General features: G+C 59.0%; 26 protein-coding genes and 2 pseudogenes. 9 read left to right on the plus strand and 19 right to left on the minus strand.

Features of this window, described 5'->3' with window-relative positions; all coding sequences use genetic code 11:
- Positions 1-829: 829 nt before the first annotated feature.
- The 4 genes and pseudogenes from nifA to EOD29_RS29145 all read left to right on the plus strand — a co-directional run.
- Positions 830-1,873: pseudogene (gene nifA, locus EOD29_RS29130) on the plus strand (nif-specific transcriptional activator NifA); the annotation flags it as partial.
- A 398-nt stretch (positions 1,874-2,271) separates the two neighbouring features.
- A complete protein-coding gene (locus tag EOD29_RS29135) occupies positions 2,272-5,385 on the plus strand; it encodes an autotransporter serine protease (RefSeq protein ID WP_091599561.1) in 3,114 nt (1,037 codons plus the stop codon).
- A gap of 25 nt (positions 5,386-5,410) precedes the next feature.
- Positions 5,411-5,611, plus strand: coding sequence for a hypothetical protein (locus EOD29_RS29140; RefSeq protein WP_126057638.1), 201 nt, complete (start codon positions 5,411-5,413; stop codon positions 5,609-5,611).
- Positions 5,608-5,823, plus strand: coding sequence for a hypothetical protein (locus EOD29_RS29145; protein WP_126057639.1), 216 nt, complete (start codon positions 5,608-5,610; stop codon positions 5,821-5,823). The genes EOD29_RS29140 and EOD29_RS29145 overlap by 4 nt, the downstream gene beginning before the upstream one ends.
- 210 nt (positions 5,824-6,033) lie before the next feature.
- On the opposite strand, the gene EOD29_RS29150 is transcribed toward EOD29_RS29145, so the two are convergent.
- The 3 genes from EOD29_RS29150 to EOD29_RS29160 all read right to left on the minus strand — a co-directional run bounded on the left by EOD29_RS29150 (position 6,034) and on the right by EOD29_RS29160 (position 8,517).
- Positions 6,034-6,747: a hypothetical protein gene (locus tag EOD29_RS29150; protein ID WP_091599555.1), complete on the minus strand. Its 714-nt coding sequence runs from the start codon at positions 6,745-6,747 to the stop codon at positions 6,034-6,036.
- Position 6,748: 1 nt separating this feature from the next.
- Complete coding sequence (locus EOD29_RS29155) at positions 6,749-7,258, minus strand: DarT ssDNA thymidine ADP-ribosyltransferase family protein (RefSeq protein WP_126057640.1); 510 nt, start codon at positions 7,256-7,258, stop codon at positions 6,749-6,751.
- Between the two features lie 155 nt (positions 7,259-7,413).
- A complete protein-coding gene (locus tag EOD29_RS29160) occupies positions 7,414-8,517 on the minus strand; it encodes an ISNCY family transposase (RefSeq protein WP_126057641.1) in 1,104 nt (367 codons plus the stop codon).
- Positions 8,518-8,785: 268 nt separating this feature from the next.
- Between EOD29_RS29160 and EOD29_RS29165 the strand changes: the two genes are divergently transcribed.
- Positions 8,786-9,286, plus strand: a complete 501-nt coding sequence (locus tag EOD29_RS29165; protein WP_236473430.1) for an invasion associated locus B family protein — start codon at positions 8,786-8,788, stop codon at positions 9,284-9,286.
- A gap of 72 nt (positions 9,287-9,358) precedes the next feature.
- On the opposite strand, the gene EOD29_RS29170 is transcribed toward EOD29_RS29165, so the two are convergent.
- Positions 9,359-9,637: a peptidase dimerization domain-containing protein gene (locus EOD29_RS29170; RefSeq protein WP_091599544.1), complete on the minus strand. Its 279-nt coding sequence runs from the start codon at positions 9,635-9,637 to the stop codon at positions 9,359-9,361.
- Positions 9,638-10,310: 673 nt separating this feature from the next.
- On the opposite strand from EOD29_RS29170, the gene EOD29_RS29180 reads away from it, so the two are divergent.
- Positions 10,311-10,538, plus strand: a complete 228-nt coding sequence (locus tag EOD29_RS29180; protein ID WP_126057642.1) for a hypothetical protein — start codon at positions 10,311-10,313, stop codon at positions 10,536-10,538.
- 366 nt (positions 10,539-10,904) lie between these two features.
- Entirely contained in the window at positions 10,905-11,471 is a 567-nt protein-coding gene (locus EOD29_RS29185; protein ID WP_127248672.1) for a sugar O-acetyltransferase, read from the plus strand.
- A gap of 307 nt (positions 11,472-11,778) precedes the next feature.
- On the opposite strand, the gene EOD29_RS29190 is transcribed toward EOD29_RS29185, so the two are convergent.
- From EOD29_RS29190 to EOD29_RS29255, 14 genes are all read right to left on the minus strand, one after another.
- Positions 11,779-12,672: an SIR2 family protein gene (locus EOD29_RS29190; RefSeq protein WP_091599535.1), complete on the minus strand. Its 894-nt coding sequence runs from the start codon at positions 12,670-12,672 to the stop codon at positions 11,779-11,781.
- A gap of 34 nt (positions 12,673-12,706) precedes the next feature.
- Positions 12,707-12,919 carry a putative nitrogen fixation protein NifT gene (gene nifT / locus EOD29_RS29195; RefSeq protein ID WP_024505230.1) on the minus strand — a complete coding sequence of 71 codons (213 nt, stop codon included), beginning with the start codon at positions 12,917-12,919 and terminating at the stop codon, positions 12,707-12,709.
- Positions 12,916-13,236, minus strand: coding sequence for a nitrogen fixation protein NifZ (locus tag EOD29_RS29200; protein ID WP_029356589.1), 321 nt, complete (start codon positions 13,234-13,236; stop codon positions 12,916-12,918). Before EOD29_RS29200 ends, nifT begins: the two co-directional genes overlap by 4 nt.
- An 85-nt stretch (positions 13,237-13,321) precedes the next feature.
- The gene (locus EOD29_RS29205) at positions 13,322-13,516 is read right to left on the minus strand and encodes a 4Fe-4S dicluster domain-containing protein (RefSeq protein WP_091599532.1); all 195 of its coding nucleotides are present in this window, start codon (positions 13,514-13,516) and stop codon (positions 13,322-13,324) included.
- A 29-nt stretch (positions 13,517-13,545) separates the two neighbouring features.
- Positions 13,546-15,027, minus strand: a complete 1,482-nt coding sequence (gene nifB, locus EOD29_RS29210; RefSeq protein WP_091599529.1) for a nitrogenase cofactor biosynthesis protein NifB — start codon at positions 15,025-15,027, stop codon at positions 13,546-13,548.
- A gap of 273 nt (positions 15,028-15,300) precedes the next feature.
- Complete coding sequence (locus tag EOD29_RS29215; RefSeq protein ID WP_311202830.1) at positions 15,301-15,552, minus strand: helix-turn-helix domain-containing protein; 252 nt, start codon at positions 15,550-15,552, stop codon at positions 15,301-15,303.
- 751 nt (positions 15,553-16,303) lie between these two features.
- The gene (locus EOD29_RS29220) at positions 16,304-16,828 is read right to left on the minus strand and encodes an alpha/beta fold hydrolase (protein ID WP_245475474.1); all 525 of its coding nucleotides are present in this window, start codon (positions 16,826-16,828) and stop codon (positions 16,304-16,306) included.
- A 265-nt stretch (positions 16,829-17,093) separates the two neighbouring features.
- Positions 17,094-17,393, minus strand: coding sequence for a ferredoxin family protein (locus EOD29_RS29225; RefSeq protein ID WP_127248673.1), 300 nt, complete (start codon positions 17,391-17,393; stop codon positions 17,094-17,096).
- A 12-nt stretch (positions 17,394-17,405) separates the two neighbouring features.
- Positions 17,406-18,710: an FAD-binding protein gene (locus EOD29_RS29230; protein WP_127248674.1), complete on the minus strand. Its 1,305-nt coding sequence runs from the start codon at positions 18,708-18,710 to the stop codon at positions 17,406-17,408.
- A 10-nt stretch (positions 18,711-18,720) separates the two neighbouring features.
- On the minus strand, positions 18,721-19,830 hold the full coding sequence (locus tag EOD29_RS29235; RefSeq protein WP_024505237.1) for an electron transfer flavoprotein subunit alpha/FixB family protein: 1,110 nt from the start codon (positions 19,828-19,830) through the stop codon (positions 18,721-18,723).
- Positions 19,831-19,846: 16 nt separating this feature from the next.
- Positions 19,847-20,698: an electron transfer flavoprotein subunit beta/FixA family protein gene (locus EOD29_RS29240; protein ID WP_063169390.1), complete on the minus strand. Its 852-nt coding sequence runs from the start codon at positions 20,696-20,698 to the stop codon at positions 19,847-19,849.
- A 188-nt stretch (positions 20,699-20,886) separates the two neighbouring features.
- Positions 20,887-21,264 (minus strand): nitrogenase stabilizing/protective protein NifW, encoded by a 378-nt coding sequence (gene nifW, locus EOD29_RS29245; protein WP_063169389.1) that lies wholly within the window; start codon positions 21,262-21,264, stop codon positions 20,887-20,889.
- A 179-nt stretch (positions 21,265-21,443) separates the two neighbouring features.
- A complete protein-coding gene (nifS, locus tag EOD29_RS29250; protein WP_063169388.1) occupies positions 21,444-22,655 on the minus strand; it encodes a cysteine desulfurase NifS in 1,212 nt (403 codons plus the stop codon).
- Between the two features lie 347 nt (positions 22,656-23,002).
- The gene (locus EOD29_RS29255) at positions 23,003-23,323 is read right to left on the minus strand and encodes an iron-sulfur cluster assembly accessory protein (RefSeq protein ID WP_029356570.1); all 321 of its coding nucleotides are present in this window, start codon (positions 23,321-23,323) and stop codon (positions 23,003-23,005) included.
- A 210-nt stretch (positions 23,324-23,533) separates the two neighbouring features.
- Between EOD29_RS29255 and EOD29_RS29260 the strand changes: the two genes are divergently transcribed.
- Both EOD29_RS29260 and EOD29_RS29265 read left to right on the plus strand, forming a co-directional pair.
- Positions 23,534-23,857: a hypothetical protein gene (locus EOD29_RS29260; protein ID WP_126066777.1), complete on the plus strand. Its 324-nt coding sequence runs from the start codon at positions 23,534-23,536 to the stop codon at positions 23,855-23,857.
- A 51-nt stretch (positions 23,858-23,908) separates the two neighbouring features.
- Positions 23,909-24,940: pseudogene (locus EOD29_RS29265) on the plus strand (ChuX/HutX family heme-like substrate-binding protein); the annotation flags it as partial.
- 261 nt (positions 24,941-25,201) lie between these two features.
- Here EOD29_RS29265 and EOD29_RS29270 read toward each other — a convergent pair.
- Complete coding sequence (locus EOD29_RS29270) at positions 25,202-26,434, minus strand: MFS transporter (RefSeq protein ID WP_063169386.1); 1,233 nt, start codon at positions 26,432-26,434, stop codon at positions 25,202-25,204.
- Positions 26,435-26,504 lie beyond the last annotated feature (70 nt).

Below are 26,504 nucleotides of genomic sequence, written 5' to 3' on the forward strand. Positions count from 1 at the left end.
CATGAGCAACGCCTTCGCCATGGGCGGTACGAACGCAGTTCTGGCATTCAGGCAGGTGTAGAAGCCATGCAAGACGCATCATTTGAGGTCACCTGTCGTATCTAGCTGCTGAGGGGCGGGGCATTGTGAAACAGGGGGAGCTGTGTGGCCCCTCTTTCTCGGCTCGACGATGTGGAAGGAGCCTGTGCGGCGAAACGGGCCGACGCCCTCAGGCCCAGAACTTGGGCGAAACCAACTCCCACCAAAGCACAGCCGCTTTAGTAGCCGAACAATGAAGCCTCGCTCGACGAGCCGCCGCCTCTACTGTCAGCGGCATCACGCGGTTGAAGCGAACAGCGCAGCGGCTACTGTTTCCCGCACAACTCGGATGGCAATTGGGACAAGTCCGCACATGTCGTCACGTACGCTGAACGCCGCAGGTACAGCCAAATTGGGGGCGGAGCGTTTCTGCCGTTTTGATAGAATTCTATCAAACTGACAATTTTCCTTGCACGAATGCAAGGAGAGCTCGATTGACTCCCCTCCTTTCTTGTCAAGGATGGGTTTGCAGGCTGCGGTGCGGCAGAAGCCGGACAGAACGGCGACCGGTCGAGTAAAGGCCTGCGCAAACAAGCGCGCATATTGCGGGCGCCCGCACGGAGGAGAAGACGCTCGTCCTGGTGAAAGACAACGATGCTCAGGCGCCATTGCCATTTGCCGAGGGCGTCCGCGCGCCGGAAATTTCGAGGCACAAAGGTGAGATCGAGAATGATAATGACGAAAAACAACACAGCTCACCGTCAAGTGCAGTTCCACCGGCGGGTGGCGGAGTGGGATGGGCTGCCAAATGGAGCGTAAAAAGATCAGCAAGGAGATGCTTGGCGATAGTCTGGCGCTGCGCAAGCTGCGTGAGCACCTTGTCAAGGTGGCCAAGGCGAAGACTACGGTCATGTTGCGAGGTGAATCCGGAACCGGCAAGGAGCTGGTTGCCAAAGCCATTCACGAACTCTCGCCTCGCGCCAAGCAGCCCTTCATCAAGGTCAATTGCGCGGCGCTCACCGAGACGCTTCTGGAATCTGACTTGTTCGGTCATGAGAAGGGTTCCTTCACCGACGCGATCAATTTGCGCAAGGGGCGCTTTGAGGCTGCCGACAAAGGCACATTGTTTCTGGACGAGATTGGCGAAATATCGGGCTCGTTCCAGGCTAAGCTGCTGCGTGTCCTGCAGGAGCAGGAGTTTGAGCGTGTCGGCAGCAACCACACCATTAAAGTCGATGTTCGCGTGATTGCCGCAACCAACAGGGACTTGGAAAAGGCAGTTCAACGCAAGGAGTTCCGGCAAGACCTCTATTACCGCATCAGCGTCGTCACTTTACGCGTGCCGGCATTGCGCGAAAGGCGAGGTGATATTCCGCTCTTGGCCGCTCAGTTTCTCAAGAATTTCAATACTGAGAATGATCACACGCTGACCTTCGCTCCCGAAGCGATTGAGGTGCTAATGAATTGCGAATTTCCAGGCAACATCCGAGAGCTCGAAAACTGCGTTCAACGGACGGCAGTTCTGGCGACGGGTCCATCAATCCTCAGAACTGACTTTGCCTGTTGCGTGGGTGAGTGCTTGGCCGCGGCGCTGTGGAAGAACGGACCGCCGACGTCAGAGAACTCGACTACGATCGAGCCTTCCGCCGCCCGTGCCGCCCCGCCCGTCGGCGACGGGCAAGCGCCGATAGGCCCTGCCACGACTCGTGGTAGGGTGCCCGATGCCGATACGGTCATTGCCGCCATGGAAAAGTGTGGCTGGGTGCAGGCAAAGGCGGCGCGCCTGCTCGGTTTGACCCCGCGCCAGATCGGCTACGTGCTGAGAAAACACGGCATCGAGATCAAGCGTCTCTGAAACAACCCGCCGAGCAAGAGCTGGAGCAGGTCAAGCATTGGTGCTCTGGCGCCGAGCCCATCGGCCACCTTACGAACGTGGGTGTGAACAGCGCTGCCAAGATTCCGGCCGTGTGCTTTCTACCACCAGTCGTACTGGGGCTCTGCGGCTGACAAAACTAAGAAGGAGGAATCCTATGGCTAGTAACTTCGCTCTACACCGCAAGGGCAAATCCAATCCGACGTGCCTGAAATCCAGAAATAATCGATGTATCATTGGTGACACGCCAGCATGCGTAGAGGCGACGCGCAGATCTCCGCTGGCGGGACCTGGTCGATACATAAGCTGATCGCTTGCCGCTCGATATCGCGCCAATCTGATCTGAAAGAAATAAGTAGTTTTGGGAATAGGGATTAAGCATGCCAACGCGCTTCAGAACGATCAAATTGTTTTTAGCAACAACGGCGCTCTTCGCACCAAATCTGTCCTTGGCCCAGGAATCAGTCGCGTCGCCTGCGCCGGTGGCAGATGCCGAATATTCCAGAAATTGGGGCCTGAGTATGATCAACGCCCTGCCCGCCTACCTTAAAGGCTATACGGGCAAGGGCGTCGTCGTTGCGATTGTGGATACAGGACTGGATATCAACCATCCCGAATTCGTGGCGCGCATTTCGAAGGCGCTGCACAACTTCGGGACGGATAAACGCTTGGCTGACGTCAGCCATTCTGTCGACAAAGACGGTGTGCCTGACGGACACGGGACCCATGTGGCGGGGATAATCGGCGCCGCGCGCGACGGCACGGGCATGCAGGGCGTGGCCTATGAATCGACAGTATTGCCCCTTCGAGCAGTGGATATCGGCGACCCAGATGATCCCGAGATGGACCCGACCAATGAAGCGATCGAATACGCGATTGGTGCGGGAGCTGGCGTGCTCAATGGGAGCTACGGGCCAGGCCTGTTGCTGGGGCGGTATCTCAAGGACGAGAACGGCCAACTGAAACTCGATGGCAAGGGATATGCCATCGATAATAAAAACTATGAGATTCTCGACTATCAGGCCATCTATGATGATCCGAGCAATCTCGTCGATACCTACAATACGTTGAAGAAGGCGGCTAAGGCGGACATCGTGCTCGTCTTCGCCGCCGGTAATGATGCCAGTACCGACGACCAACCCGGCGCTGCTTCGGCGATTCCCAGCGGCATCGGCACGTTGCCGTTAATAACGCCAGAAAATACCAAAGATGGAAATCTTTATAAGTTCATCGACACAAACGATCAAACAAACAAAGGTTTCGATTTCAATAACCCAAATACATACAAGATAGTGAGCGGGTCTGATGTCTCGAAGCTCGACTTCTCGGATCTGGCAGGCTCGCTGATAACAGTCGTTGCTGTCGGCAAGGATGGCAAGATTGCCAGCTATAGCAATAGATGCGGAGCCACAGCAGAGTGGTGCCTCGCGGCTCCGGGTGGCGATATTAATGCCGATCCCGATAATCCGATTGATGAGAACGGCATTTATTCTACCTGGCCACAAGGGGATCGGGCGAACAAGAACAACCCGTATAAGTACGAGGAAGGTACTTCCATGGCAACGCCGCATGTTGCTGGCGCGGCGGCAGTGATCCGGTCGGCATTCCCTTACATGAACGCCCGCCAGACCATTGAAACCCTCCTGACAACGACGACCACCAAAGGGTTCGAGGATGAACAAGTCTTCGGCCAGGGTCTGCTCAATCTCGGCGTTGCGATCGAGGGTCCGGGCGAGTTCCGCTACGCCGGCGTCTTCGACGTCGACACCAAAGGCTACTCCTCGATCTGGTCGAATTCAATCTCGGGCGCCGGAGACCTGACGAAGCGCGGCGAAGGAGCGCTGATCCTGTCCGGCGAAAACAGCTACAGCGGGCCGACCAAGGTGCTTGGAGGCATACTCGCCGTCGATGGCCGCATTGTTTCGAAGGTAGGCGTCTCGGCTACTGGTACCCTTACGGGTATCGGTGCAGTCGGCTCTCTTACGGTTGGCGCAGGCGGCACCGTCGCTCCTGGCAGCGTGCTCGATCCAAGCAAGGGGGTTGCAGTGCTCACCGTCAACGGTGACTTCGTGCAGCAGGCCGGGTCGACCTATTTGGCGGGTATCGCACCGAGCAAGGCTTCAGATCTCATCGACGTTGCCGGCAGTGCCGCCATCAACAAGGGAGCGAGCGTCAACCTGGTGCGTGAAGGTGCCGGGCATTTCTCAGTCGATACCCGCTACACGCTTCTGACCGCCGCTGGCGGCGTGATCGGGACCTACGGCGGGCTGACAGGAGGCCTCTTTACAGACTCGCCCTTCGTCGATTTCGAACTCGCTTATGACCCGACCAACGTCTATCTCGACGTCGATCGCAATTCTGTCACCTTTGCCGATGTCGGCAATACCTTCAATCAGCGATCCGTGGGCGCGGCTGCGGAAGCCCTTGGTTCCGGCAACACGATCCACGACAACATCCTCTTCCTGACGGGACAGGGATCCCGCAACGCATTCGATCAGCTTTCGGGCGAGATCCATGCTTCCGTTCACAGCGCCTTTGTCGAAGACAGCCATTTCGTCCGTGACGCCGCCGGCGATCGCATTCGCGCAGCGTTCGCAGGCGTGGGCGCATCAACCGTGCCGGTCATGGCATATGGACCGGAAGGCCCGGAACTGGCTCCCGCGACCAGCGAAAACTTCGCCGTCTGGGGCAGCGGTTTCGGCGCCTGGGGACATTTGGACGGAGACGGCAACGCTGCTCGCCTCGACCGCTCGACGGGAGGCTTTATTGCAGGCGGCGATGCGGCCATCGGCGAAAGCTGGCGGCTCGGGCTTCTTGCCGGTTATAGCCATACGTCCATCCATGTGGATGATCGCGCCTCCTCCGGCTCAGGCAACAATTATCACCTCGGGATCTACGCTGGCACGCAGCGTGGCCCTCACAGCTTCCGTTCCGGCCTTGCCTATACGTGGAACCGCATCGAGACCGGCAGGTCGGTGGCGTTTCCGGGCTTCTCCGACAGCCTTTCGGCCGATTACCATGCCGGCACGTTCCAGGCTTTCGGCGAACTCGGCTCTCGACTGGATACAGCTTCCGTATCTTTCGAGCCCTATGCGAACCTAGCCTATGTGAACTTCAACGCGGATGGCTTCACAGAGCATGGCGGTGCCGCTGCGCTTTCCGGAAAAGACCGGTCGAGCGACACGACATTCACCACGATAGGGCTGCGCGCCTCGACCGCTTTCCCGCTTGGTTCCGTCAATACAACCGCCCGTGGCGGTATCGGCTGGCGTCATGCGTTCGGCGATGTGGTGCCTGAAACGGCGCTTGCCTTCACAGGCGGCTCATCCTTCGCCGTGGAGGGAACGCCAATCGCAAAGAACGCTGCCGTCTTCGAAGCTGGTATCGATGTCAACCTTACCGACAAGGCAACCATCGGGCTTACCTATAAAGGTCAGCTTGCCTCGGACGCGCAGGAGCATGGCTTCAACGCCAAACTCAGTGTTCGGTTTTAATCGCCGCAAGGGAGGGCGATATGTCATGCCCGATTCCAGCAGCGAACTGACAGCCATCTCTATTGAAAGATCTTATCGCCTTGCAATGGCCGACCATCCTTCGGCCATTGCTGCTTTTGCTTTCCGGAAGGAGTGTTTCGTGAACAAAGTAATTCTAATTGCGATTTGGCAGGGTGCCTTTCTTTCGCTGCCGGGTGCAGTACGTCCGACGGCGGCAACTGGGTGAAGGACGAGACGCCGCGCAGTGCTGCCCAGCAGGACTACACTGAATGCAAGTATCAGTCGGAAATGGCGACGGCGACGATCGGAACGAATAGCCGCCCGAAAACGATGACAGATGCAATCGGGGACGGTGTCGGGGATCGTATCGTCAAGGGTATGGAACAAGGCAATCTCGTCAAGGATTGCATGAGAGCCCGCGGCTACACTCAATCCTGACAGGCAACTCATGGGCTTCCGCCGCTATCGAAGGGATTGTAAAGGACGCGTCGATCTTCGAGAAACGAGGAAGCGGCGTACGATTTCTGTCTCTGAGGGGCTGGGGTCCGACCATGACACGCCGAAGACAGGTGTACTGATACCGGTTACCCGGCGTGCGGTCTCGGCAGTGACCTTGCTGCTCTAGCGAATAAATTGCGCTACTGCCTGCTAGCCGACCCTAAGTCTGGCCTGCTTCAAATGAGGTTGATGCTCGGTCGGCCGAAGCGAATGAGCAGCCATCGCGGCAATGAAAACCTCGGGCGTTTTTAGGTAGCGCTCCAGCTTGTTCTCCCTCATGAGCACTACGAACAGAGCGCACGTTTTCGCCTGACAATTGACCGACTTGGTAGGGTTGAACTCTATGTCAGTGAAACCGGCATACCGCATTTCGCCGTCCACTCGATTTTTGAGCCATACACGGTGAGGAAAGATGGCATTGAGATAAAGCCAATCGTAGAACACGGTCGTGGGTTCTAGCGGGAACTCGAAGCCGTCGAATTTGAAGCCCACCAGTGCGCCGGATTCGCGGAGTCGTGGCTCGCGCTTCGCATCGCGCGGTTCAACCTCGTACAGATCGGTGTACGGCCCGCCACGCTCGAATACCTTACTTCCCTGAAAGGCGTTCTCCAGCGGTATCTCGCCGATGCTGGTCCTCACGCGCAGGTGAAACGCGCTAAGATGCTGGCCGGCGACTTCATCAGACTTGCTAGACACTTCTAGCAGCGGCGCATATCCGGCTTTCTTGGCGGCCTCATGCAGCGACCGTATATTCTTCTTCTTCTGAACCTCAGCGAAGCCACCGGCCCACGGAATTTCGAAATCCAATCGCCTGACGTAACCTTCGTCCTCGGTTGCAGGGATAAAGACTGGTCTCTCAGCCATTCTAAATGTTCCTTATTAAGCCCAGCAGAATGACATGGGGAACCAACACCTCGTATTTCTCCGCCTGAGTGAGACGCGCCTTAATCGCCGAATCCTTCCAGTCCGTTCGGGTGTAAAGTATCTCAAAATCGATTAGCGGTTCAGCCTCTCCGATAGGAATCGATTCGACGCCAGCTTTGTTCGCGACATCGTTGGTAAAACGAACACCCGTGAACTGCATTACCGAGGGGTGTATTTGCAGAAAGATCGTGTCCGTAATCCTCCCATCCTGCCGGGCAACGTACTCCATCGGATGGGTGCTACGAAAGCAAAGGTGGACGTAGTTGCCCATTCCCTTCAACGCGTCGGCGTCACGACTCCATTCATTGCCGCCCGGTGCCGGAACCTTGACCTTCTTCTGGTCAAGCTGCGCGAGTGGATAGAGTCCTCCCATTTCTTTAATCACCGGCAGGTTCCTCCGGTCGGTGAAGTGATAGAGCAGCGGCACCTTATCAAGAGTATCAATTGCCATGTTCCCCTCCGTCGCAGGCCGGTAGCAGCCTTGCCCCACACGGGTGGAATCTTACGGCAGTCATCGTCCGAACGCCATGATCCGAGGCGAGGTGTTCAGATTGGCGACGTTTCTCAATTGTTCTATACGATTAAAATAGAATTCTACATCGCCAACTATGGTTCGAAATCGTCGTGCACGGCAGCTCCACAACGATCATCATCCCGGATCGGACTGTGCGGGAGCTGCAATCGCAGCCGCGCGAAGGCGACCGTGTTGTCACGAGCAACGACGCGCTCCTCCTCGATGCACAGGATCTGGGCCAATTGCTGCGGGTCGGCGGCGACAAAGGCACTGTCTTCAACCGCGGCGGGCCTGGCGAAGCGGGCATTGTGAGCCGGCAGATAGGTCTGTGCGACGAAGCGGTTGGCGGCCTCGATATCAGCCATGCCGGCCAGTGCCAGTTCCCTCGGCAGTCGGTCCTGCAAGGTTGAGAACATCCGCTCGGAGCGGCCCCTGGCTCCAGGCGAATAGGCTGGAATATGTTCGATGCCGAGCCGCTCGAGCGCCCGACCGACCTGGGTCATGCGAATCTTGTCGACAGCCCCGCCCGCCTTGAGCGTCACGAAATAGTGTCTGCCACGATCGCTGTAGAGGCTTGACGGCAATCCCTTGGCGACAAAGGTCTCCAGAAGTCCCTGGAAGCTCGACGCCGTGCCTTCCTCCTCGATCAGAAAGGCCGAATAGATCGTGCTCGTCGCATCGTCCATAGTCACGATCAGATCCAGCATCGGCCCACTCGCCAGCCACTGATGACGGCTGCCGTCCTGGTGTAGCATCATCCCTTCGCACGGCTTCCTTTCCCGCTTGCGCCGGTGAGCACCGCGCCGCTTGGCCCGTTCCACCAGGCCCGCCGCGTGAAGCTGCGTCTTGATGAAGGTGTAGCCCCAGCTGAAATCGTGATCGCGCAGCAGGTGCTCGTGGAAATGCTTCACGTTCCAGCCAAGGTAGCGATGGCGATAAAGCTCCAGCATCTCCTCGATCGCCTCCACTGGCACCCGGCGCGTCGAAAGCTTGCCCAAACGCCGGTCCAGCAACCCAGCCTCCCCGGCCTCTTCGTAACGGTCGCGATAACGCCGAAATTGCCGCTCCGACATGCCCAGCAACTCGCCTGCCTCCATCATCGAGAGATCGCCGCCAGTCCAACGGCTCAATACGTCCCGAAACTTCTGTATTCTCCGTCCTGGAGCCACGCTGCCCGCTTCATCCCCAGCTTCCATTCGCTGGCGATGAAACCGGACAACTCCTGTGCTACCTAATCCGGACAAATCATGTGCTTACGACACGCCGGAGCGGAACGCTTGCCTGCGGCATCGCGGTCGGGTAATTGTTGCAGATACGTCGGCCCGAAGATCGGCATCGATTTTCGGGCCGACGCGTCGTTTCAATCGGATAGAGCGCCATTCTCGCCTCGAAGGCACGCGCGGCGCTCCACGACAAGGGGGCAACGGAGCTTTGCTGATGTCGGATTCGTCCAGGATTTGTGCGGTGGCCGCGGCCACCCTCATGGCGCTTTCCGCGTCGTTGGCAGCTCAGGAAGCCGGGCTGCCGGGCGGTGCTTCCTCGCTGAAGGAGACCTATGAGGACTGGGATCTCTCCTGCCAGGCCACGCCGACGCTGGTATGCGCGGCTACCTATCAGCAGTCGCAGCAGAACGGACGGCGCCTGCTTGCGGTCGAATTGGGCAAGGGGCAGGAGGACGGCATTGCGGGCAATCTCGTCCTGCCCTTCGGCCTGCAACTCGCCGTCGGCGCGACGCTTCAGGTCGACGATGGGCAAGCGGGCAAGCCGCTGCCCTTCTCGACCTGCCTGCCCGCCGGCTGCTTCGTGCCCCTCAGCTTCGACGCGAAAGCAGCCGCGTCGCTGCGCACGGGCACAACGCTCAAGGTCACGGTTAAGAGTCTCGACCAGAAGGATGTGCCCTTGTCGGTTTCATTGAAGGGTTTGACGGCGGCGCTGGACAGGTTGAAGGTGCTGCTCGGGGCTTAGATTGGGGGCTGGCTGGCTGATGATCTCGGTTGTCACTTTCCTTTGTTCCACTACGGCTTTTCGACATTTTGGTCAGATAATCCCCACGCGCGAGAAGCGCGCGGTCTCGGCCTGAGTGATCTCGGGCGGGCGAGTGGCGCCCGACGCTTCCGACTCCGCGGCAGCGATCCGCTCGATCGCCTTCTTCACCTTTGCACGAACATTCTCGTCGAACGTCCGTACACTGACCTTGAGGAGGGTCTCATCCGGGATTACGTCGTACTTTGTCCCCGCATTGATCGCGCCCACCTTTACAATCATCGCGGCTGTCCTGAGGGAGAGAAGAGTAATGATGCGCAGAACGTTTCTCATGGCGGGCGTGTCCCTGTCTGCCGTAGCGGTCGGCAAGTCCTTAGCCGCGTCGGTATTCCTCGACTACACACAGGAGCAACTGGATACGGCGTATGACCAGTCATTCTGGGCGCCGCGGATGGCGGAACTGGAGGAAGGCGATGGCATCGCCAGCGCCGAGGTCCGGCGCGCGATGCCGCCGCGTCCGGCAAAATACGGTCCAGATGCCAGAGATCTCATCGATGTGTTCGCGCCTGGGATGCCAAGGCCGCCCCGGTCCTGGTCTTCATCCATGGCGGTGCCTGGACCCGAAACACTCGCGAGGATGCATCCTATCCGGCCCCGACCTTCGTTTCGCGCGGGGCGGCCTATGCCGCGCCTGACTTCGGCAGTGTGAAAACGCTGACGCTGCGACAGATGGTCGAGAATTGCAGGCGGGCGGTGGAGTGGACGATGAAGAATGCCGCCAGTTTCGGCGGCGACCCGAACCGGGTGTATGTGGCGGGTCATTCTTCCGGCGCGCATCTGGCGGCCTGCGTCCTCATCACCGACTGGACGGAGCGCAGCCTACCGGCGGATGCCCTCAAGGGCGGCTTGCTGATGAGCGGCATGTATGATCTCTATCCGGTGATGCTTTCCTCGCGCAGCAGCTACCTGCATCTGACGGAGGGGGGAAGAGGCGGAATTCAGCCCGATGCGCCATCTCGACCGGATCACCTGCCCGATTGCCGTCGTGTCAGCCGACCAGGACAGTCCGGAGTTCAAGCGCCAGTCCGATGTGTTCGGTGAAGCGCTGCGCGGCATGGGGAGATTGGCCAGTCGAACGATAGCCTTCAACGCCAACCACTTCCAGGAACCCGAGCATCTGAAAGACCCCGACACTGAAGTCAGCCAGGCGGCGTTCAAGCTGATGGGGATCTGACACGGATGTGTTGCAAACTCTTCAGCTAATGGGATTGTTAGTTTCGTACAAAACGATGCACTTTCTCAATCTTAGAGGGTGTTTGGGAATTAAGTATTTCGGCGTTCGAGCGCGTTGCGCCGCGCTCATGGCACCCGTTGAGATGGGCATGAAAGTGAGTTCGACCGCTGGACAGTTGCCGACTTCGTCAGGTATTGGCCCTGCGACCGGTTGATCTGCGATATTTCCAAAATTCGCAGAAGTTGGTCGAGACGAAACTGTCGCCCCGGCTTGACCACGCGCCCGGCAGACCGAGTTACAAAGTTGCCGAGGCAGTTTGATGTGCGTTCCTGCATCACTGCACGGGACACGACCTGACGGGAGACTATGATGCGTAGCCAGAAAGAAAAGATGCTCGCAGGCGAGTTTTACAATGCGGCGGATCCGGAGATCCAAGCTGACCTGTTGGCCACCGGGGCTTGGCTCAAGCGGTACAATGATACGCTGGGGCAGACCACGGAGCATTGGCATGAGCTTTTGTCCGAGCGGCTGGGAGAGGTTGGGCGCGGAACGGTCATCCGTCCGCCCTTTTTTTGCGACTACGGATTCAATATCCGCATTGGAGCCAATGCCTACATCAACTTCAACTGCGTTATTCTTGACGTGGTAGAGGTCAAAATCGGGCAAGGAACGGCAATTGGGCCTGCTGTGCAGATTTATACCGCCGATCATCCACATGATGCCGAGCAGCGGCAGGCCGGCCTGCAGGTCGGGCGTCCTGTTCACATTGGCAGCCGTGTCTGGATCGGCGGTGGAGCAATCATTCTGCCTGGCGTCACGATTGGCGATAATGCGGTCGTAGGCGCTGGCAGCGTGGTCACACGCGATGTTCCCGCCGGGGCAAAGGTAGTGGGAATTCCTGCTCGCGTCGCCAACCCACATAAACAGGCATAATCAACCTCCTTGACCCTGGAGGTGCATGCGAACTGTCGAAACTGTGCCAAATTTCTGCCGAAGCCATTGAGCGCTGCATATCTTGTCGCGGTTCGGCTCGGGCGCTTCAGTTCTTTTGCCACGGGTGTCACAAAATCATGTGCGTAATGCCGCCGCAACGTGCTCACGTCCCGCAGCAGCGGGCCCTTTCACATGGCCCAACGAATTCAGAGCCTCCGTTGTGCTGCCAGTAGCATTACTGCTCAGATGTATTCCCAACTGAGTTTTCGCCCTTGGAGGCAAGCGACTCACCAGCAATCGCCGGCCATTAATCCTGGCTAGCATCGACCCCGACGAGGCGAGCCGCGGCGTTGCCGATCGGCATGTCGATGACCGTGATTGCGCCTTCGGCAAGGAAACGACGTTCGTTTCTGGTCAGCGTAGCCGAATCGATCACCGCAAAATGTGGGCCAGTGGAGCGCTTCATCATCTGTCTGGCATATGTGCGCAGCATCTGATCGTTGAAGCGACAGCCAACGAAGAAAAAGCCCCGGTTGACGCGCCGTTGCTTCACCACGTCCGGGATCGGCGTCTGGATATCAATTTCGGTTAGGACTTCGACGTAATCGGAATCAGCCACGAGGAAGTTTGCGGCCGGCCTGACGCTGCCGTGCGGCGCATAGAGCACCGTCCTTGCCACTTGTTCGGCGTCGAGTTCTGTTCCTGACAAATCGTAAGTTCTCGTCCAGATGTTACCAATTCCGGTCGCTCGCGTGGTTCCTTGTATCTCGACAACGTCTGTTTGGCCGGCCTCTGCAAGGGCTGCCCGCATGGCGCCATCGTACCAGCTGTCGATGATGACAGACAGTTGAAGGGTTGCGAGCCAGGCGTGAAGAACGGTCGGCTCGGCGGGGGCTGCGAATATCTCCGCCATCCACGCTTGAAGAGTCCGACGATGTCGGCGCTGCTCGATAAACTGCGCGACCGACCACATATTGGTGCGAATCCTGGAAGGGGCAGGCGCCCGCTTGTTGAGCGCCGCGGCGACATCTTCAGGGGTGCAAGGTGCAGGTGATTCCGGCGTGTTAAGCTGCAGAAGACCAGGACCGAGATAGGGGATCACTCGATCGGCCTTGAGAGCGCCCTTCAGCAGGTCAATCAGCTTTTTGGCAAAACTGCCCCGGACGACGACGAGATGGTCCCAGCTCAGCATCGTGTTCATACGCGTTTCCTCTCCGCCACTGAACCCACCGGCATCAGGCCCCGTCGGAAATCTTCATCGCCTCGACGGTGATCGGCAAACGCGTATCGCGCGGAAGGTCGGGCAGCATGAGCCGCCAACCGTTCCTGAGCGTCACGGTCCCGCCCCATAAGTCTGCGTTCTCAATCTCGGTGATCGGCTCTTCGAGATCCTTCTTGGGGACATAAGCCGACAAGCCAGTAGCGGTCCTGCGAATCATTACTTTCATCCGGCTGTTCCTCCGTTGGAAATGCCTTCAGCTCCGCAGGGAACCTCGACTTTGTCGAGGCTAATGAGTTCGCGCGCTCGCATGCCGACGACCGTGCCACGATCGATCCATTCGACCGCATAGATGAAGAATTGCTGGAGAAAGGTTCCAATGTCGCGCACGTAGCCTTCGTCGCCCTTCCGCACGAGGTTTTCGCCGATCTCCTTGCCGGGATAGGTGCCGTCGTTTTTTATGTGGCGTGTTGCACGGACCCGCTCACCCTGCATGAACCGTGGCGGTCTGCCGATTTCGACCTCCTGTTCGCGTCTGGACCACATGCTGTCCATTCCTTTCTCGAGGCTTTTGGTGTGGTCGCGGGTTGCAGGCGTCCTCGCGCGGCGAACCCGACCGTTTCGGTAGGAATCAAGCGGGAACGCAGGTTTTCGGTACCGGACAGACCGACACGCATTGCTGCTTATCGAAGGCCTCCTTGCATTCGGTGCACTTGATTGGATCGATCACATAGGCGTCGCCCTTGAACTTGATCGCTTCCGAGGGACATTCGAACTCGCAGGCCCCGCATTGGGTACATTGGGATGCGATGATCTTGAAAGCCATTCTAACTCCTGGTTATCGGACGAGACCGCTCAGGCCGTCGCCGCTAGTGGTCTGATCCCAAACTCTGCCGCGTAAAGTGCGCTGACTGCGGTCTCGATGTAGTCATGGCCATAGGCGTCGGTTACGCGCAGTCCAGCTCGCGAGAGTTGTTCCTTCGGGCGATTTCCGATCTTGGCGCATAGCACTATGTGTATGCCTTCCAGCGCAGCGAAGACGCCCTCGAGGGTGGCGTCTTCGCCCCCGCCTCCGAGGCAATACCGCTCGACCTTCCGATGCCCGACCAAGCTGATCCCTCTAGGCGAGACTTCATAAACCTGGAATTCCTTCGCGTGGCCGAAGTGTTCGTTGACGCGTCCACCTCCCTTTGTGGCCACCGCAACCAGAAGCGACTTTTCGGAGTCTGTTGCCTTGACCATACCGATGGCCTCGCTCCTCGCCGCCTCATGATCACGGCGCTCGTGTGCGACCACCTGCCGATAGGCCTGACGCTTGCCAGCATCGTAGGTGACATCGTCGGGAATCCCATCCAGCGTGAATTCCTGGCCACGATCTTCACCGAGCAGGCCGACAGCATCTGCCCGGCACTGCCGGCAGTGGCGCATCAACTTGGCGCCACCTTCAAGTCGATCCTGAAGAGCCATCATCTCCATTGCCGTTGGGCCGCGCTGCCCGATGAGTCCGTAGTGGGTGCCGTGCGCCGGGTCCGAAATCAGAGGCATCACGTTGTGCAGGAACGCGCCCCGCTCCTTGACCATTTTGTTCACCTCAAACAGGTGCTGGTCGTTCACTCCAGGAATCATCACCGAGTTGATTTTGGTGAGGATGCCGCGCGCGCTCAGCATCTCCAGGCCCAGCATCTGCCGCGCGTGCAAGATTCGAGCGGCTTCGATGCCGAAGTAGCGGCGATTTTCATAAAAAATCCAAGGATAGATCTTTGCGCCGACTTCCGGGTCGACCATGTTGATGGTGATCGTCACGTGATCAACATTCATTTCGGCAAGCTCAGCTACATGGTCCGGCAGCACGAGCCCGTTGGTGGAGACGCACAGCTTTATGTCGGGGATTTCCCTGATGACGCGGTCGAACGTTGCCTTCGTTTTCTCCCAGTCGTAACAGGCATCCCCCGGCCCAGCGATGCCAAGAACCGAAAGCTGCGGAACTTCGTTGGCAACCGCGATGACCTTGCGTAGCGCTTGGTCGGGCGTCAGCTTCTCAGACACAACACCAGGCCGGCTCTCGTTGGCGCAATCGTATTTGCGATTGCAGTAGTTGCACTGGACATTGCAAGCCGGCGCGACCGCCACATGCATACGCGCGAAATAGTGATGCGCTTCCTCCGAAAAGCAGGGGTGATCCTTGATCTTGTCCCAAATAGCCGGATCCACATCGCCCGGGCTGGTCGGCGACGAACCGTAGGAGGACGGTGCGCAGCCACCGGATTTCGCGGCTGCCAGAAAACCCTCGGATGTCGTGCTGGTCGGCCCCTCAATCGAAACTGTCGGTGAGGACATCAAACGGCTCCGTTGCTGGTAACGTCGCGGTTCAAGGTGCAAGAGCCATACCAACTTAAAAAAGCGGCTTCAGTTCACTATTTGGGTCGATGTCGGATTGTGTGAGGCCGGCGCGACACAATTTTGTCCTGCTTGCGACAGTGCAAGTCCAAATCCGTTCAGAAGCACAAAGCACTCCTTGTCGCGCAGAGGGCGCGCAAGACCACTGGCCTGACGATTGGCTCATCAGGCTCTTAGAATTTCCTTCACCTCGAGACTATGCCGGCGTATCGCCTAGCCGACTTGTCGCGGCGTGAGGCGGAGAATTCGAGCCGCATTAGCCTGAACCCAGCCGGCCTTCTCCATTGTGTCGATCAGCCGGTCACGCTCCGTCCGTCGCGGTCCCAGCGCCGGTCCGGCCGTATCGTTAGAATCGCAACCGGCTATCTCGTGTTCAGGGGCGCCGATGCGCCTAACCGGCTTCGTGCTGGGCCGTGAGAGCTCGTCGATGCCATTGCCACGTTCCGAAAGATTGGTTCCTTCCAGAGGAGAACGCGCAAGTGTGGCTGTTCTTTACACGCAGTTCTCCAGCTCGCGGACGTTGCCGGGGAAATAGCATTGCGAGATCAGCTCAACTGCCGACGGCGTAAAGCCATGGTTCTCCATATTTCAAGGGTAAGCGCTGTGTCCTTCCAGGAGTGCCCGCGATCTGTGGGCCTGCCGATTCTGAGGTGGATCGGAGATCGGCTTGTGTCTGAACTTGAACTTTACGATTGACCCTGAGCGGCAGCCTCGGCGTTTCAAGGTGATCAACGGCGCTGTTAGTCGGCAGGCATTGGTCGATGGACGACAAGGGACGGAGTCATCGCCGAGACCCTGGGGCCGAACGTGGTGATCTCGGAGGTTGCCCGGCGCTACGGGCTGCGGCCGCGGCGGAACGCTCGCAAGCTTGCGACGTCGGCAGGACAGGCCACTCCCGCCTTTGTTCCGGTGGTGGTTTCGGTGGCGCCACCGGAACGACCCGTTGGGCCTACATCCGTGCACCAGAACTCAAGGCCGCGGCCTGAGAATCGGCCGCCCGCTCACCCTTTACTTGGTTCCTCAGCCGACAGCGCTAAGAAGGAGAGCAACTTCCGTCGGTGCGAGGATCATTGCGTCGTGGCCAGTGGCGAGTTCCTGCCACGCCCAGCCATCCTGCTTCGCGACCCATTCTCGCGCTCCCGCCGTCGGCGGGTGGAGTGGATTAGTGCAGACGACATAGGTTCGGGGTCTGCCGTTGCCGAGCGGGTGCTCGAGCTTAAGTCCGCTTTCGTAGGTGCCTGCCGGATGCGGTGTTATCCGGCGCCGCACCCAGTCCGTGAGCGAGTGTCCCTCGGGAGTGCCGAATGCTGTTGGCGGCGGAGTCGGCATGAAGATACCCCGTCCTTCCTCCGCAACCAATTTTCGACGGGCGGCGACGATGTCGGGGGGCATGGTGCTGAATACACTTTGACCGCTCTCGACGATGGCGCCGTCGAGCGAGATAAACGAGATGGCTGATATGGTCGGGTATCCGGTCGGCGGCGCCGGTGATGCTGATGCCGCCTAGACTGTGACCGACAAGGATCACATCGCTCAGCTCTTCCGTTACAATGTGGTTGACGATGTCGGTCACGAATGTGTCGGGCGTGATGTCCTTGCACAGCAAATGTGCGCGTTCGCCGACACCTGTCTGGGTCGGCGTGGCCACGTGGCATCCCATCTTGCGAAGATTGGCGGCGACGTCCCGCCAACACCATCCGCCATGCCAGGCACCATGCACTAGCACATACGTCTTTGTCATGGATTGTGCCGTTCCATTTGCTCACCGGCCGTTGTGGCTGCCATCCGGCACGATGGCCGAACGTTGTCCCAAAGGGGCTCGACCACGTTACCGGTGGTAAGTCCGGCGCACAGGCCGCCGCCGTGGCCTGAGGACACCCCTACCAGTCGAGGAAATTTGAATTGCGAACGCCCAATATTCACTAGCTCTTTGCAAGTGGATGGAGAGGCTCATGGTGTGCCGCAGTTGCTCGCTGCCGGCATGCTCTTGGCACGGTCCCGGCTGATCATCCGAACTTGAACAGGACACCAAAGCCGCCGCGCGGATAGTTCCACTCGATGTCGCCGCCTTTCTCGCACAATATCCGGCAGGTGCCGCATTCCATGCAGCCGTCGGCGGTGATCTCGACTTGACCCTTGTCATTCAACTCATAGCATTTCGCTGGACAGACGTAGGTCAACGCAAGCAAGTTCGCGCTTGGCTTCTCGTGCGGTCGCACTATGATATGGGGGCGGCCGGAATCGACCAGGTAGCGGTTCTGGTAAAGCTTGTCCTCGACACGAACCTTCGTCACTGCGATCGTCATCTTGTACCCTCTTCAGCGCCATGCCAATGCCAGCCGGACCGCGTCGCTGACCAACCCCCAGCGCGAGCGCGCGTTGATGAAGGCGGCCGTGGTGGCCCTTTCCTTCTCGATCTTCGGCGTGCCGTCGACACGCATGAAGTTCTGAGCGGCATACGACATCAACCGCGGATAGCTGGTAAAAAAGTTGCTGGAATTGGTGTGGAGTAAGGCTGGCATGTCCTTGTATTTCTTAAGATCCTTGATCACAAAGGATTCATCCAGCATCGTCTTGTAGAGCGCAAGGTTCCCTTTGGTCATAGGACCGTTGCGGCTTTTGACTTTGATGATCGCCTCAGCCGCGACACGACCCGAGGTCATGGCAAGGTTCGAACCCTCACGGTGAATGGCATTGTTCAGTTGCGCTGCGTCGCCGACGATGACCCAACCGTCGCCGAAGAGCTGCGGAATGGCCCTGTAACCACCTTCGGGGATAAGATGGGCGGCATATTCTTTCACCTCCGAGCCAGCGATCAGCGGCCGGATCGAAGGATGGTTTTTCATCGCGTCTAGGAGGGCGGACGGGCTCTCCAACATCGCGGCGAAATCCGAGACCAGGCAGCCGATGCCGAGTGAAATCGACTCCTTGTTGGTGTAAAGGAAGCCGAGCCCGGCCATGTCGCGAGAGATCGTGCCCACGGCCTCGATTACGCAGCCTTCATCGCCCTTGACACCGAACCGCTGGTCAATGACCTCTTCGGGCAAGAAATGCATTTCCTTGACGGCAAGCGCCACGGTCTCCGGCTTCGGCATCTCGCGCAGGCCTGCGCGAGTGCCAAGCAATCCCGACACCCCTTCTGCGAGAACGACCACATTCGCGAAGACCACTCCGCCAGCCCGGTCTGTGCGGACGCCGATCACCTTGCCATTGCCATCACGGACGAGTTCCGTCGCGGTCGTCTCACACAGGACCGTCGCGCCAGCCTCGCGCACCTTGCGGGAAAACCATTTGTCGAACTGGGCGCGGATGATCGTGTAGCGGTTGGGTTTCGCCTCATTGAAGTCGTCCGACCGGTAATGAATTCCGGTGTGAGACGTGTCGTCCATCACCCAAAGTCGCTGTTCGACCAGGTGCCGCTCGAGGGGCGCATCATCCCGGAAGTCCGGGATGATCTTCTCCAGCATGTTCGCGTACATTATGGCACCCTGGACGTTCTTAGAGCCCGGATATTCCCCGCGCTCCAACTGCAGTACCTTCAGCCCCTGGCTTGCCAAAGTGTAAGCAGCTGCGTTTCCAGACATGCCGGCTCCGACCACAATGGCATCGAATTGTTCAATCATGTCCTCTCCCTCAACTCGCAAGCTTGTCTCGACTGTGCGGCGACAGCCGCCGGGTGAAGGCTTCCGTCAGTGCGGGCAGGAAGCGGATTGCATCCGTGACGATCCCGAGGTGGGCGAACTCGAAAATCGGCGCGTTCGGATCGGTGTTGATCGCGACGATGAGATCGGCCCCCTCGACCCCAACTCGGTGCTGGATGGCGCCGGAAATTCCGGCCGCGATGTAAAGCTTCGGTCGAATGGTCTTGCCAGTTTGTCCAATCTGTCGATCAGCCGGCATCCAGCCCTTCTGGACCAAGGGGCGCGAACAGCCATGCTCGGCGCCGATCGCTCGGGCAAGATTCTTCACAAGCTGAAGGTTCTCCGCCGCTCCGAGACCGAGGCCTCCCGCAACCACGACATCCGCATAGGCAAGATTTGCCATTGCCGACTGGTTATCCGGTAGGAAGCCGAGGACTTTGGTGACGATATCGTCCTCAACGAGCGACAGCTTGTGCCGCATGACACGCCCGACCGGCTTATCCACCCGTTGCGGCATAGGCATGACCCTTGGTCGCACCGTCGCCATTTGCGGCCGGTAATTTAGTGTATAGATCGTACACAACAATGAGCCACCAAAAGTCGGACGGGTCGCGGCGAGTGAACCGTCGGAATCTACATCAAGTTCGGTGCAGTCGGCCGTGAGCCCCGTCTGCAGGGTCGTCGCTACCGAGCCTGCAAGATCCCTGCCCAGTGTGGTCGCGCCGAGAAGGAGGATTTCGGGTTTATGGGTATTGACCAGATCCGTGAGCGCCTTGGCGAACGGCTCGTTCCGGTAGTCGGCGAGCGGCGGCGCATCGACGATGTAGACAAGATCCGCCCCGTAAGCGAAGGCCTCGGCAACAGCGTCCTCGACCATCTCGCCCGGCGGTCCCAGCACGACGCCCGCGAGCTGGACTTCAAGCTTGTCGGCTAATTTGCGGCCTTCGCCCAGCAGTTCGAATGATACAGGATGCACATTGCCGCGTTCGAGCTCGAGGAAGACCCACACGTGCCGGTAGTCTTTGAAACGGTCGGGAAGTTCTTTCTTTACACCGGCACGGCCGGGGGCAATGCGAGGGGTAGTTTGGCTTGCGGTCGACATTTTCTGCTCCTGGCCGTCACGTGCCGCTGTTGAAGGCCAGCTCATGTTCCAGCGCCGGCCGGCGGGTTAAGATATCGGCGATGAGTTCATCGGCTATGTCCTGCAAGCCCCTTTCCGCGGTGTCGATCTGCGCCGCCCTTTCTGCCCGTGCGGTGGGGGCGAAAACACGCTTGACGACTGTAGGCGAGCCACGCAGACCGCACCGGGTGAGATCGTCAATGCCGGCGTCGGCTGCAGTCCACTTCACGACTTGGCTGCGCGCCGCGCACAGAGCCTGCTGGAGCGAGCCCCGGCGGATTTCGTTGGTGTCTTCCAGCATGGTAATGAGGCAAGGGAGTCTGCTCTTCAGCAACTGGGTGCCGCCTTCGGCGCGACGAGCGACTTCGATCTCTCGCGTATCGAGATCGATGGAGGCAATCTTCGCGACATAGGTAAGTTGCGATAAATCTAGGCGCTTGGCTATGCCCGGTCCGACCTGGGCGGTATCGCCGTCAATCGTCTGCTTGCCGGTGAAGACGATGTCCGGCCTGCCGAAAGTCTCCCCAATTTTTGCGATTGCTTGCGAAAGAGCAAAGGAAGTCGCCAGCGTATCGGATCCGGCAAAATAGCGGTCCGTCAAGAGAACTGCTCGGTCAGCACCGTAACCGAGCGCCTTTCGCAGCGAGTCCTCCGCCATGGGCGGACCCATTGTGAGCACAGTAACCTCGCCACCATGAACGTCGCGCAGTTTGAGCGCTTCTTCGAGGGCGAACAGGTCGTAAGGATTGATGATGGTCGGAACACCCTGACGCATGATCGTGTTCGTCACCGGGTGCACGCGGATCTGTGCCGAATCCGGCACCTGCTTGATGCAGACTACGATATGCATTGGCGGTTTCTCTAAGCTCCCAGTCCGGATTCGTGCTTGGCGGTTCACCTCATTGCCTGCATCGTTCATGCCAAGTCGTCTTCCTGCCTCTATTCCAGAAGGTGGCTTCGTTTGCTTCCGAGGAGGCGTCATGAGGACTGGATTTGTCGACTTCTCGACATTGTCGCGTCGCAGCCGTGTCGGGCTCATTACTTTCCGAACCGCTTCAGTGCAGAGTCGAGCGGGACGAAGGCGCGGCCAGGTGCGGGACATATGTTTGGATCGTGGTCCCTTAGCACCTTGAACACACGTTGCGTGAGCGGCGAGGAAGTCGCGAAATCTTCGTAGGCGCGTTCCAGCTTGGCGCGCACCCGCGCGGCGATTACCTGGTTAGGCAGACCGGAGAAATCTTCTTCGGCAAGGTATTGGCCCACGCGCTTCATGATATGGAGCCGCGAGACATTCATCACTTTCGGGTCGTAGGAGACGTCAAGGCAGGCGAAGAAGTCCTCCGCGGCCGACAGGCCCTTCAGTCGCGCTAGGATATCGGTGCGATCGATCGGGCGGCTATCAGCGGAGCAGTTCATTGTATTCTCCCGGCGCGAAATTGTGGTGTCGATGCATTGGTGACATTGCTGACGGCGTGCCGACCTCTGGCACGGCGGCTGGGCAAGAGACTTGGCGATCTCAAGCTTTTCTGAAGTGGTGAAGGCGACCCCGAGTTTAACTGCTCTCCTTGCGCAGGGTCGTCACGTTGAGGAAGACCTCACGGCTCGTCGGCTATTGTGCCGCTCGGACCCGGGCCGGAATGAAGCTGTTCTGCACCTCGCCCGCACAGTCCAGCACTGGGAACGGCCCGTAGCTTCTCGGTGATCGCAGGCAGGACCTCAAGCACGCGGTCTACGTCATCTTCGCCGTTGTCACGCGACAAGGAGAAGCGGACTGCCCCACATGCCGCGTTCATAGCGATCAGAACATGGCTCGGTTCCAGTGAGCCAGAGGCACAGGCGGACCCGGCGGAACAGGCGATTCCCAGCCGGCTCAGGACAATTGGAATTGCATCGCCTTCGATACCTTCGAATCCAATGTTTGCAGTGTTTGGCAATCGCTCTTGCGGATCGCCGTTGATGGATGTGTTTGGGATGCGCTGGATGATCCCGTTCTCAAGGCGGTCGCGCAACCATTTTATTCGTTTTGTCTCGTCCATGAATTTCAAGGCGAGTTCGGCCGCCATGCCCAGTCCGACTATGCCGGGTGTGTTTTCAGTGCCTGCACGCCGGTCGCGCTCTTGGTGCCCACCCTTGATCATGGAGGAGAAGCGCACGCCACGTCTTACATAAAGCGCGCCTATCCCCTTTGGACCATGCAGCTTGTGGGCGGAGAGCGACAGCATGTCGATCGCGGTCGATTTCAGCTCAATCGGAAGCCTTCCGACCGCCTGCACTGCATCAGTGTGGAAAAGCGCGCCGACTTCCCTGGCTAGATCGGCAAGCTTAACCACGGGAAAGATCGTACCGGTCTCATTGTTCGCCCACATTATCGAGACGATTGCCACTTGTGGGGTGAGGGCGGTTCTGTAGGCGTCCAGGTCGAGCCGGCCGTAGTGATCGACTGGGATAATGTGCACCTTGACGCCGCGCGTCTTCTCAAGGTGCGCGCACAACTTCAGAACGGCCGGATGTTCAACCGCGGAAGTCACTATTTCCGTTCGGTCGGGCATCACCTCCAGCGCCGAAAGGATGGCTGTACTGTCGCTTTCAGTCCCGCCCGAGGTGAAGATGATCTCGTCCTCGAATCCCGCGCCGATGAGGGCTTGCAACTGTTGCCTCGCCTTTCTCACGGCTTCAGCAACCGATGCGCCATAGGCGTGCATGGACGAATGATTGCCAAATTGCTCCGTAAAGAAAGGCAACATCGCTCCAACGACTGCAGGATCAACCCGCGTCGTTGCGTTGTTGTCGAGATAGACAGGGTTCATGGGAGTGATCCTTCAACTGCTGAAATGATTCAAGGGTAGTCGGGCCATTGAACCTCTGGCGCATATCGTATCTGGTAAGGTGGGCGGCCGGGGGAGCGATGGCTTGGCTGACCGGTCGCTGTCGACATTGCCCTTTGGTGGCGGCATCCGCCGGGAATTCAGCTGTTTCGGGCAATTTTGTTTGCTTGCCCACGGCAACGATCGATGATCGCGATTTGGTGCATCACCGAACGCAATTGTTCCGGGCCGACAGTGCGTGTCGGCCGGTTCCAGAGCGCCGGCGGTTACCGGTTCGACGCAGTATTCCTTGGCGTCGCTATAGTCGAACATAGCCTGTTCCCTCGCAATCATTTGCAGGACTTGCCGCAGCCGCACGTCTCACGCGCATTGGGGTTATCGAAAACAAAGCCGGATGTTTCGAGCCCAGTGACGAAGTCCACGGTCATGCCGGCGGCATGGGGTTGGGAGCCTCTATCCATGAACACCTTGAGCCCATCTCGCTCGATGATCGCATCGCCCTCACGTGAGACGCTCTCCAGGCCCATTGAGTATTGGAAGCCGGCGCAGCCGCCGGCATGGACCATGATGCGAAATCCTTCCGCCGGCTCGCTGGCGCGGTAAAGAGCGGCCTTGATGGCGGCAACAGCGTTGTCGGTGAGCGTAATCATGGCTCGATTTCTCCTCGGTCCGGCGTTTTCGTGGATCATCTCGCATGGACCGTGCCAAAGGGAAGACGTGTCAAAAACCGTAGGACATCCCGACGTCTCTTATGCTCGATTGCTGGGGAGACGTCCGACAACCGACACTTACTGTCGGGTTTGTCGCGTCCGCGTCACAGGAAGGGCGCCTGAGTTCGCGATGCACTCACGCGTAAAGCAATGAACAGAGCCAAAGATGTTCAGAGCTTGCCGCGGAGCAACTGGCACGATTTTTGTGAAGCCTTCGTTGCGGCGGCAAAATTGCCGGCCGATTCACCTTTGGGTTGCCCTCGCAATCGAAGAACGAAGGAAAGCAATATGATCCATCAGACCCGCCTTGGTGGGAAAGCAGCACCGCCGGTGGTACCCGAATGCTCGATCGGCCGATTGGCGCCGACCACCCAACAATCGCTCGCTACCGGCGATTGGCCGCTGACCGCCCGGAGACAGGATTCGACTGGCATGTGCCTGACGATCGATCGCGTCCGCCGTGCACATCCCTGAGGCCCGTTTTTCGATCGATCGTCAAAAGAAGAACGGGGCAGGGGTAAAAACATGGATCAGCGCAAGAAGCGGTCGCCCAACGAAATCCGGCGTGCGTGGGAAGTCTGTCCGAACATTCCCGCGCGTGATTTCGCCGCCCAATTGGCCATTTCGGAAGCGGAACTGGTCGCGGCCCATTGCGGTTTCGGCGCGGCACGCATCGACCCGCGCGTCAATCACCTTCTGACGGGCCTCGAATTCGTGGGCGAAGTGACGGCGCTGACCCGCAATCAAGGTGCCGTGCACGAAAAGATTGGCGTCTTCAACAGAGTGATAACCGGCAACAATCACGCCATGGTCCTTGGTGACGAATTCGACCTTCGCGTCTTCCCGCAGGCTTGGAGGTATGGTTTCGCTGTTGAAAGGCGCCATCGCGGCGGAATCCAGCGCAGTTTGCAATTCTTCGACGCCGCCGGCGCAGCAGTGCATAAGGTGCATCTCAGGCCGGTCTCCAACCTTCATGCCTATCGAAAGCTGGTGGCCGAGCTCGTATCCGCCAACCAGGAGCCGACCATGTCGCTTAAGGCGAGAGTAGCCGACCTGGGCGCGAGGACTGCGGACTGGGCCGGCACGGTGGACGACCTACGCGAGTACTGGAGCCGGCTGACTGACGTCAACCTTCTAAAGACGCTCAAGCTCAGCCGCTGCCAGGCTTTGCGCATGGTCGGCCAGGATTACGCTTGGCTGCTCGACAATGCCGCAGTTGGCGCCGTGCTCCAGCGTGCGGCCGAAGACGAATTGCCGATCATGTGCTTCGTCGGCAACCGAGGTTCTATCCAGACCCATTCCGGCTTAATCAAGTCGGTCAAGCAGATCGGGCCGTGCATCCATGTGCTGGACGAAACGTTCCGGCTGCATCTCAGGACCCACCAAATCCGTGAGGTTTGGGCCGTGCGCAAGCCGACCAATGACAGTCACGTCACCTCGCTCGAAGCATATGGGTCCGACGGCAAGATCATCATCCAGTTGTTCGGTGCGCGCAAGGAAGGCGAACGCGAGCGCGACGACTGGCGGGTTCTGGCGGAAAACCTGCCTCGTTTCCCCGACAGCTACATGAGAAAAGACCGATCGTCGTCGGTGGGACGCCGGCGCCCATCTGCCTCCGCAGCCAGTAGCCGGGCATTGAAGCCGAGACCGGGGACACGATGACGCAATAAGCGCGCTGTATTATCGCAACGCGATGAGCAGGAAGCAATTTGGCGCTGCCCCATCGACCGCATGGTTACGACGAAGCCGCGGCCTTTGGGCCGAGCTCAGAGGTGACAATAGCGTGAACGCCGCCGACCGTCACTCCCCACCAGGCGGTCAGGTTTTGCGGTTCGGGCCGAGCAAAAATACTGTCAAGACAGCGAGGAACGTGGCAACCGCGCTGTAGACAAAGACACTGGCAATACCCGTGTGATCCACCAATAGGCCACCGCAAGTTGTGCCGGCTGCGATGGCCACTTGGAAGGTTATGACCATCAGTACACCAGCGCTCTCGGCCTGTTTCGGAGCGGCGCGTAGCACCATCCATGTCTGCAATCCGACCGGGACCGCGCCAAAAGCAAAGCCCCATACGGCAACTGCAATTGCCGAGGTCAAGGCCGATGCTCTCATGGTCAGGAGCGAGACAGCGGCTACGGCAATGAGCAGGGGCGGCAGGGCCGCGACCGCCTTGAGACTGTGTTTGGTGAGGAATGCGCCGGCTAAATTGCCGAAGACGCCGGCCGTGCCAAAAGCAAGGAACACGAGCGGGATTGACTTCTTGTCGAGCGCAGGAACGCTCTCGAGAAAGGCGCGGATGTAGGCGAAGCTGGCAAAATGGCCGGAAGCGACCAATAGCACGACTAGCACCGCAACCTTCATCGCCGGATTCTTCGCGACATCCAGCGGACTGCGGAATCTGCGCACTTCGATCGGAGGCAGTGGCGGAATGGTTACGAGTTGCACGAGCAGCGCAACGGCACTCACGATTGCGGCGACCTTGAACGAGGCTCGCCATCCCCAAATGTCACCGACATAAGCGCCGATTGGAGCCGCGCAGACGGAGGCGACAGAAACGCCGGTGAGGATGACCGACATGGCGCGCGGCATGAGGTGACTTGGAACCAGCCGCATCGCCAACGCTGCCGAAATTGACCAAAAACCACCAAGCGATATGCCAAGGACGACGCGTGCCGCCAGCAAAACCGGCAGCGACCCCGCAACCTCCGCCAGAACGTTCGACAGGATCAGCAGGAGCGTCATCGCCCAGATGACGACCCTGCGGTCCAGACGCTTTGTCACGATGGCGATTATCGGTGCCGAGATCGCCGCGACGATTGCGGCCGCTGTTAGCGCCTGTCCAGCCGTGCCCGTGGTGATACGGAGATCATGCGCGAGCGGTGTCAGAACGCTGGCGGGCAGAAACTCTGCCGTCACAAGCCCGAAGGTGCCGAAGGAAAGCGAAATGATGGCACCCCATGCAGGGCCAGAACGTTGATAGGGACTTTCTGGGTCAAGCCGATCTCGGTCGAACAAAGCCGCGTCCACTAAATCTGTCGCCGATTCGGTCATGAATGAGTTCTCCGGCTAGGAGCTGTTGCAGCAGGGGTGGCTACATCGCCGGGGATCAAAGCCGCGAGAC

The sequence above is a fragment of the Mesorhizobium sp. M1A.T.Ca.IN.004.03.1.1 genome (genome assembly GCF_003997555.1).
Taxonomy (GTDB): Bacteria; Pseudomonadota; Alphaproteobacteria; order Rhizobiales; family Rhizobiaceae; genus Mesorhizobium.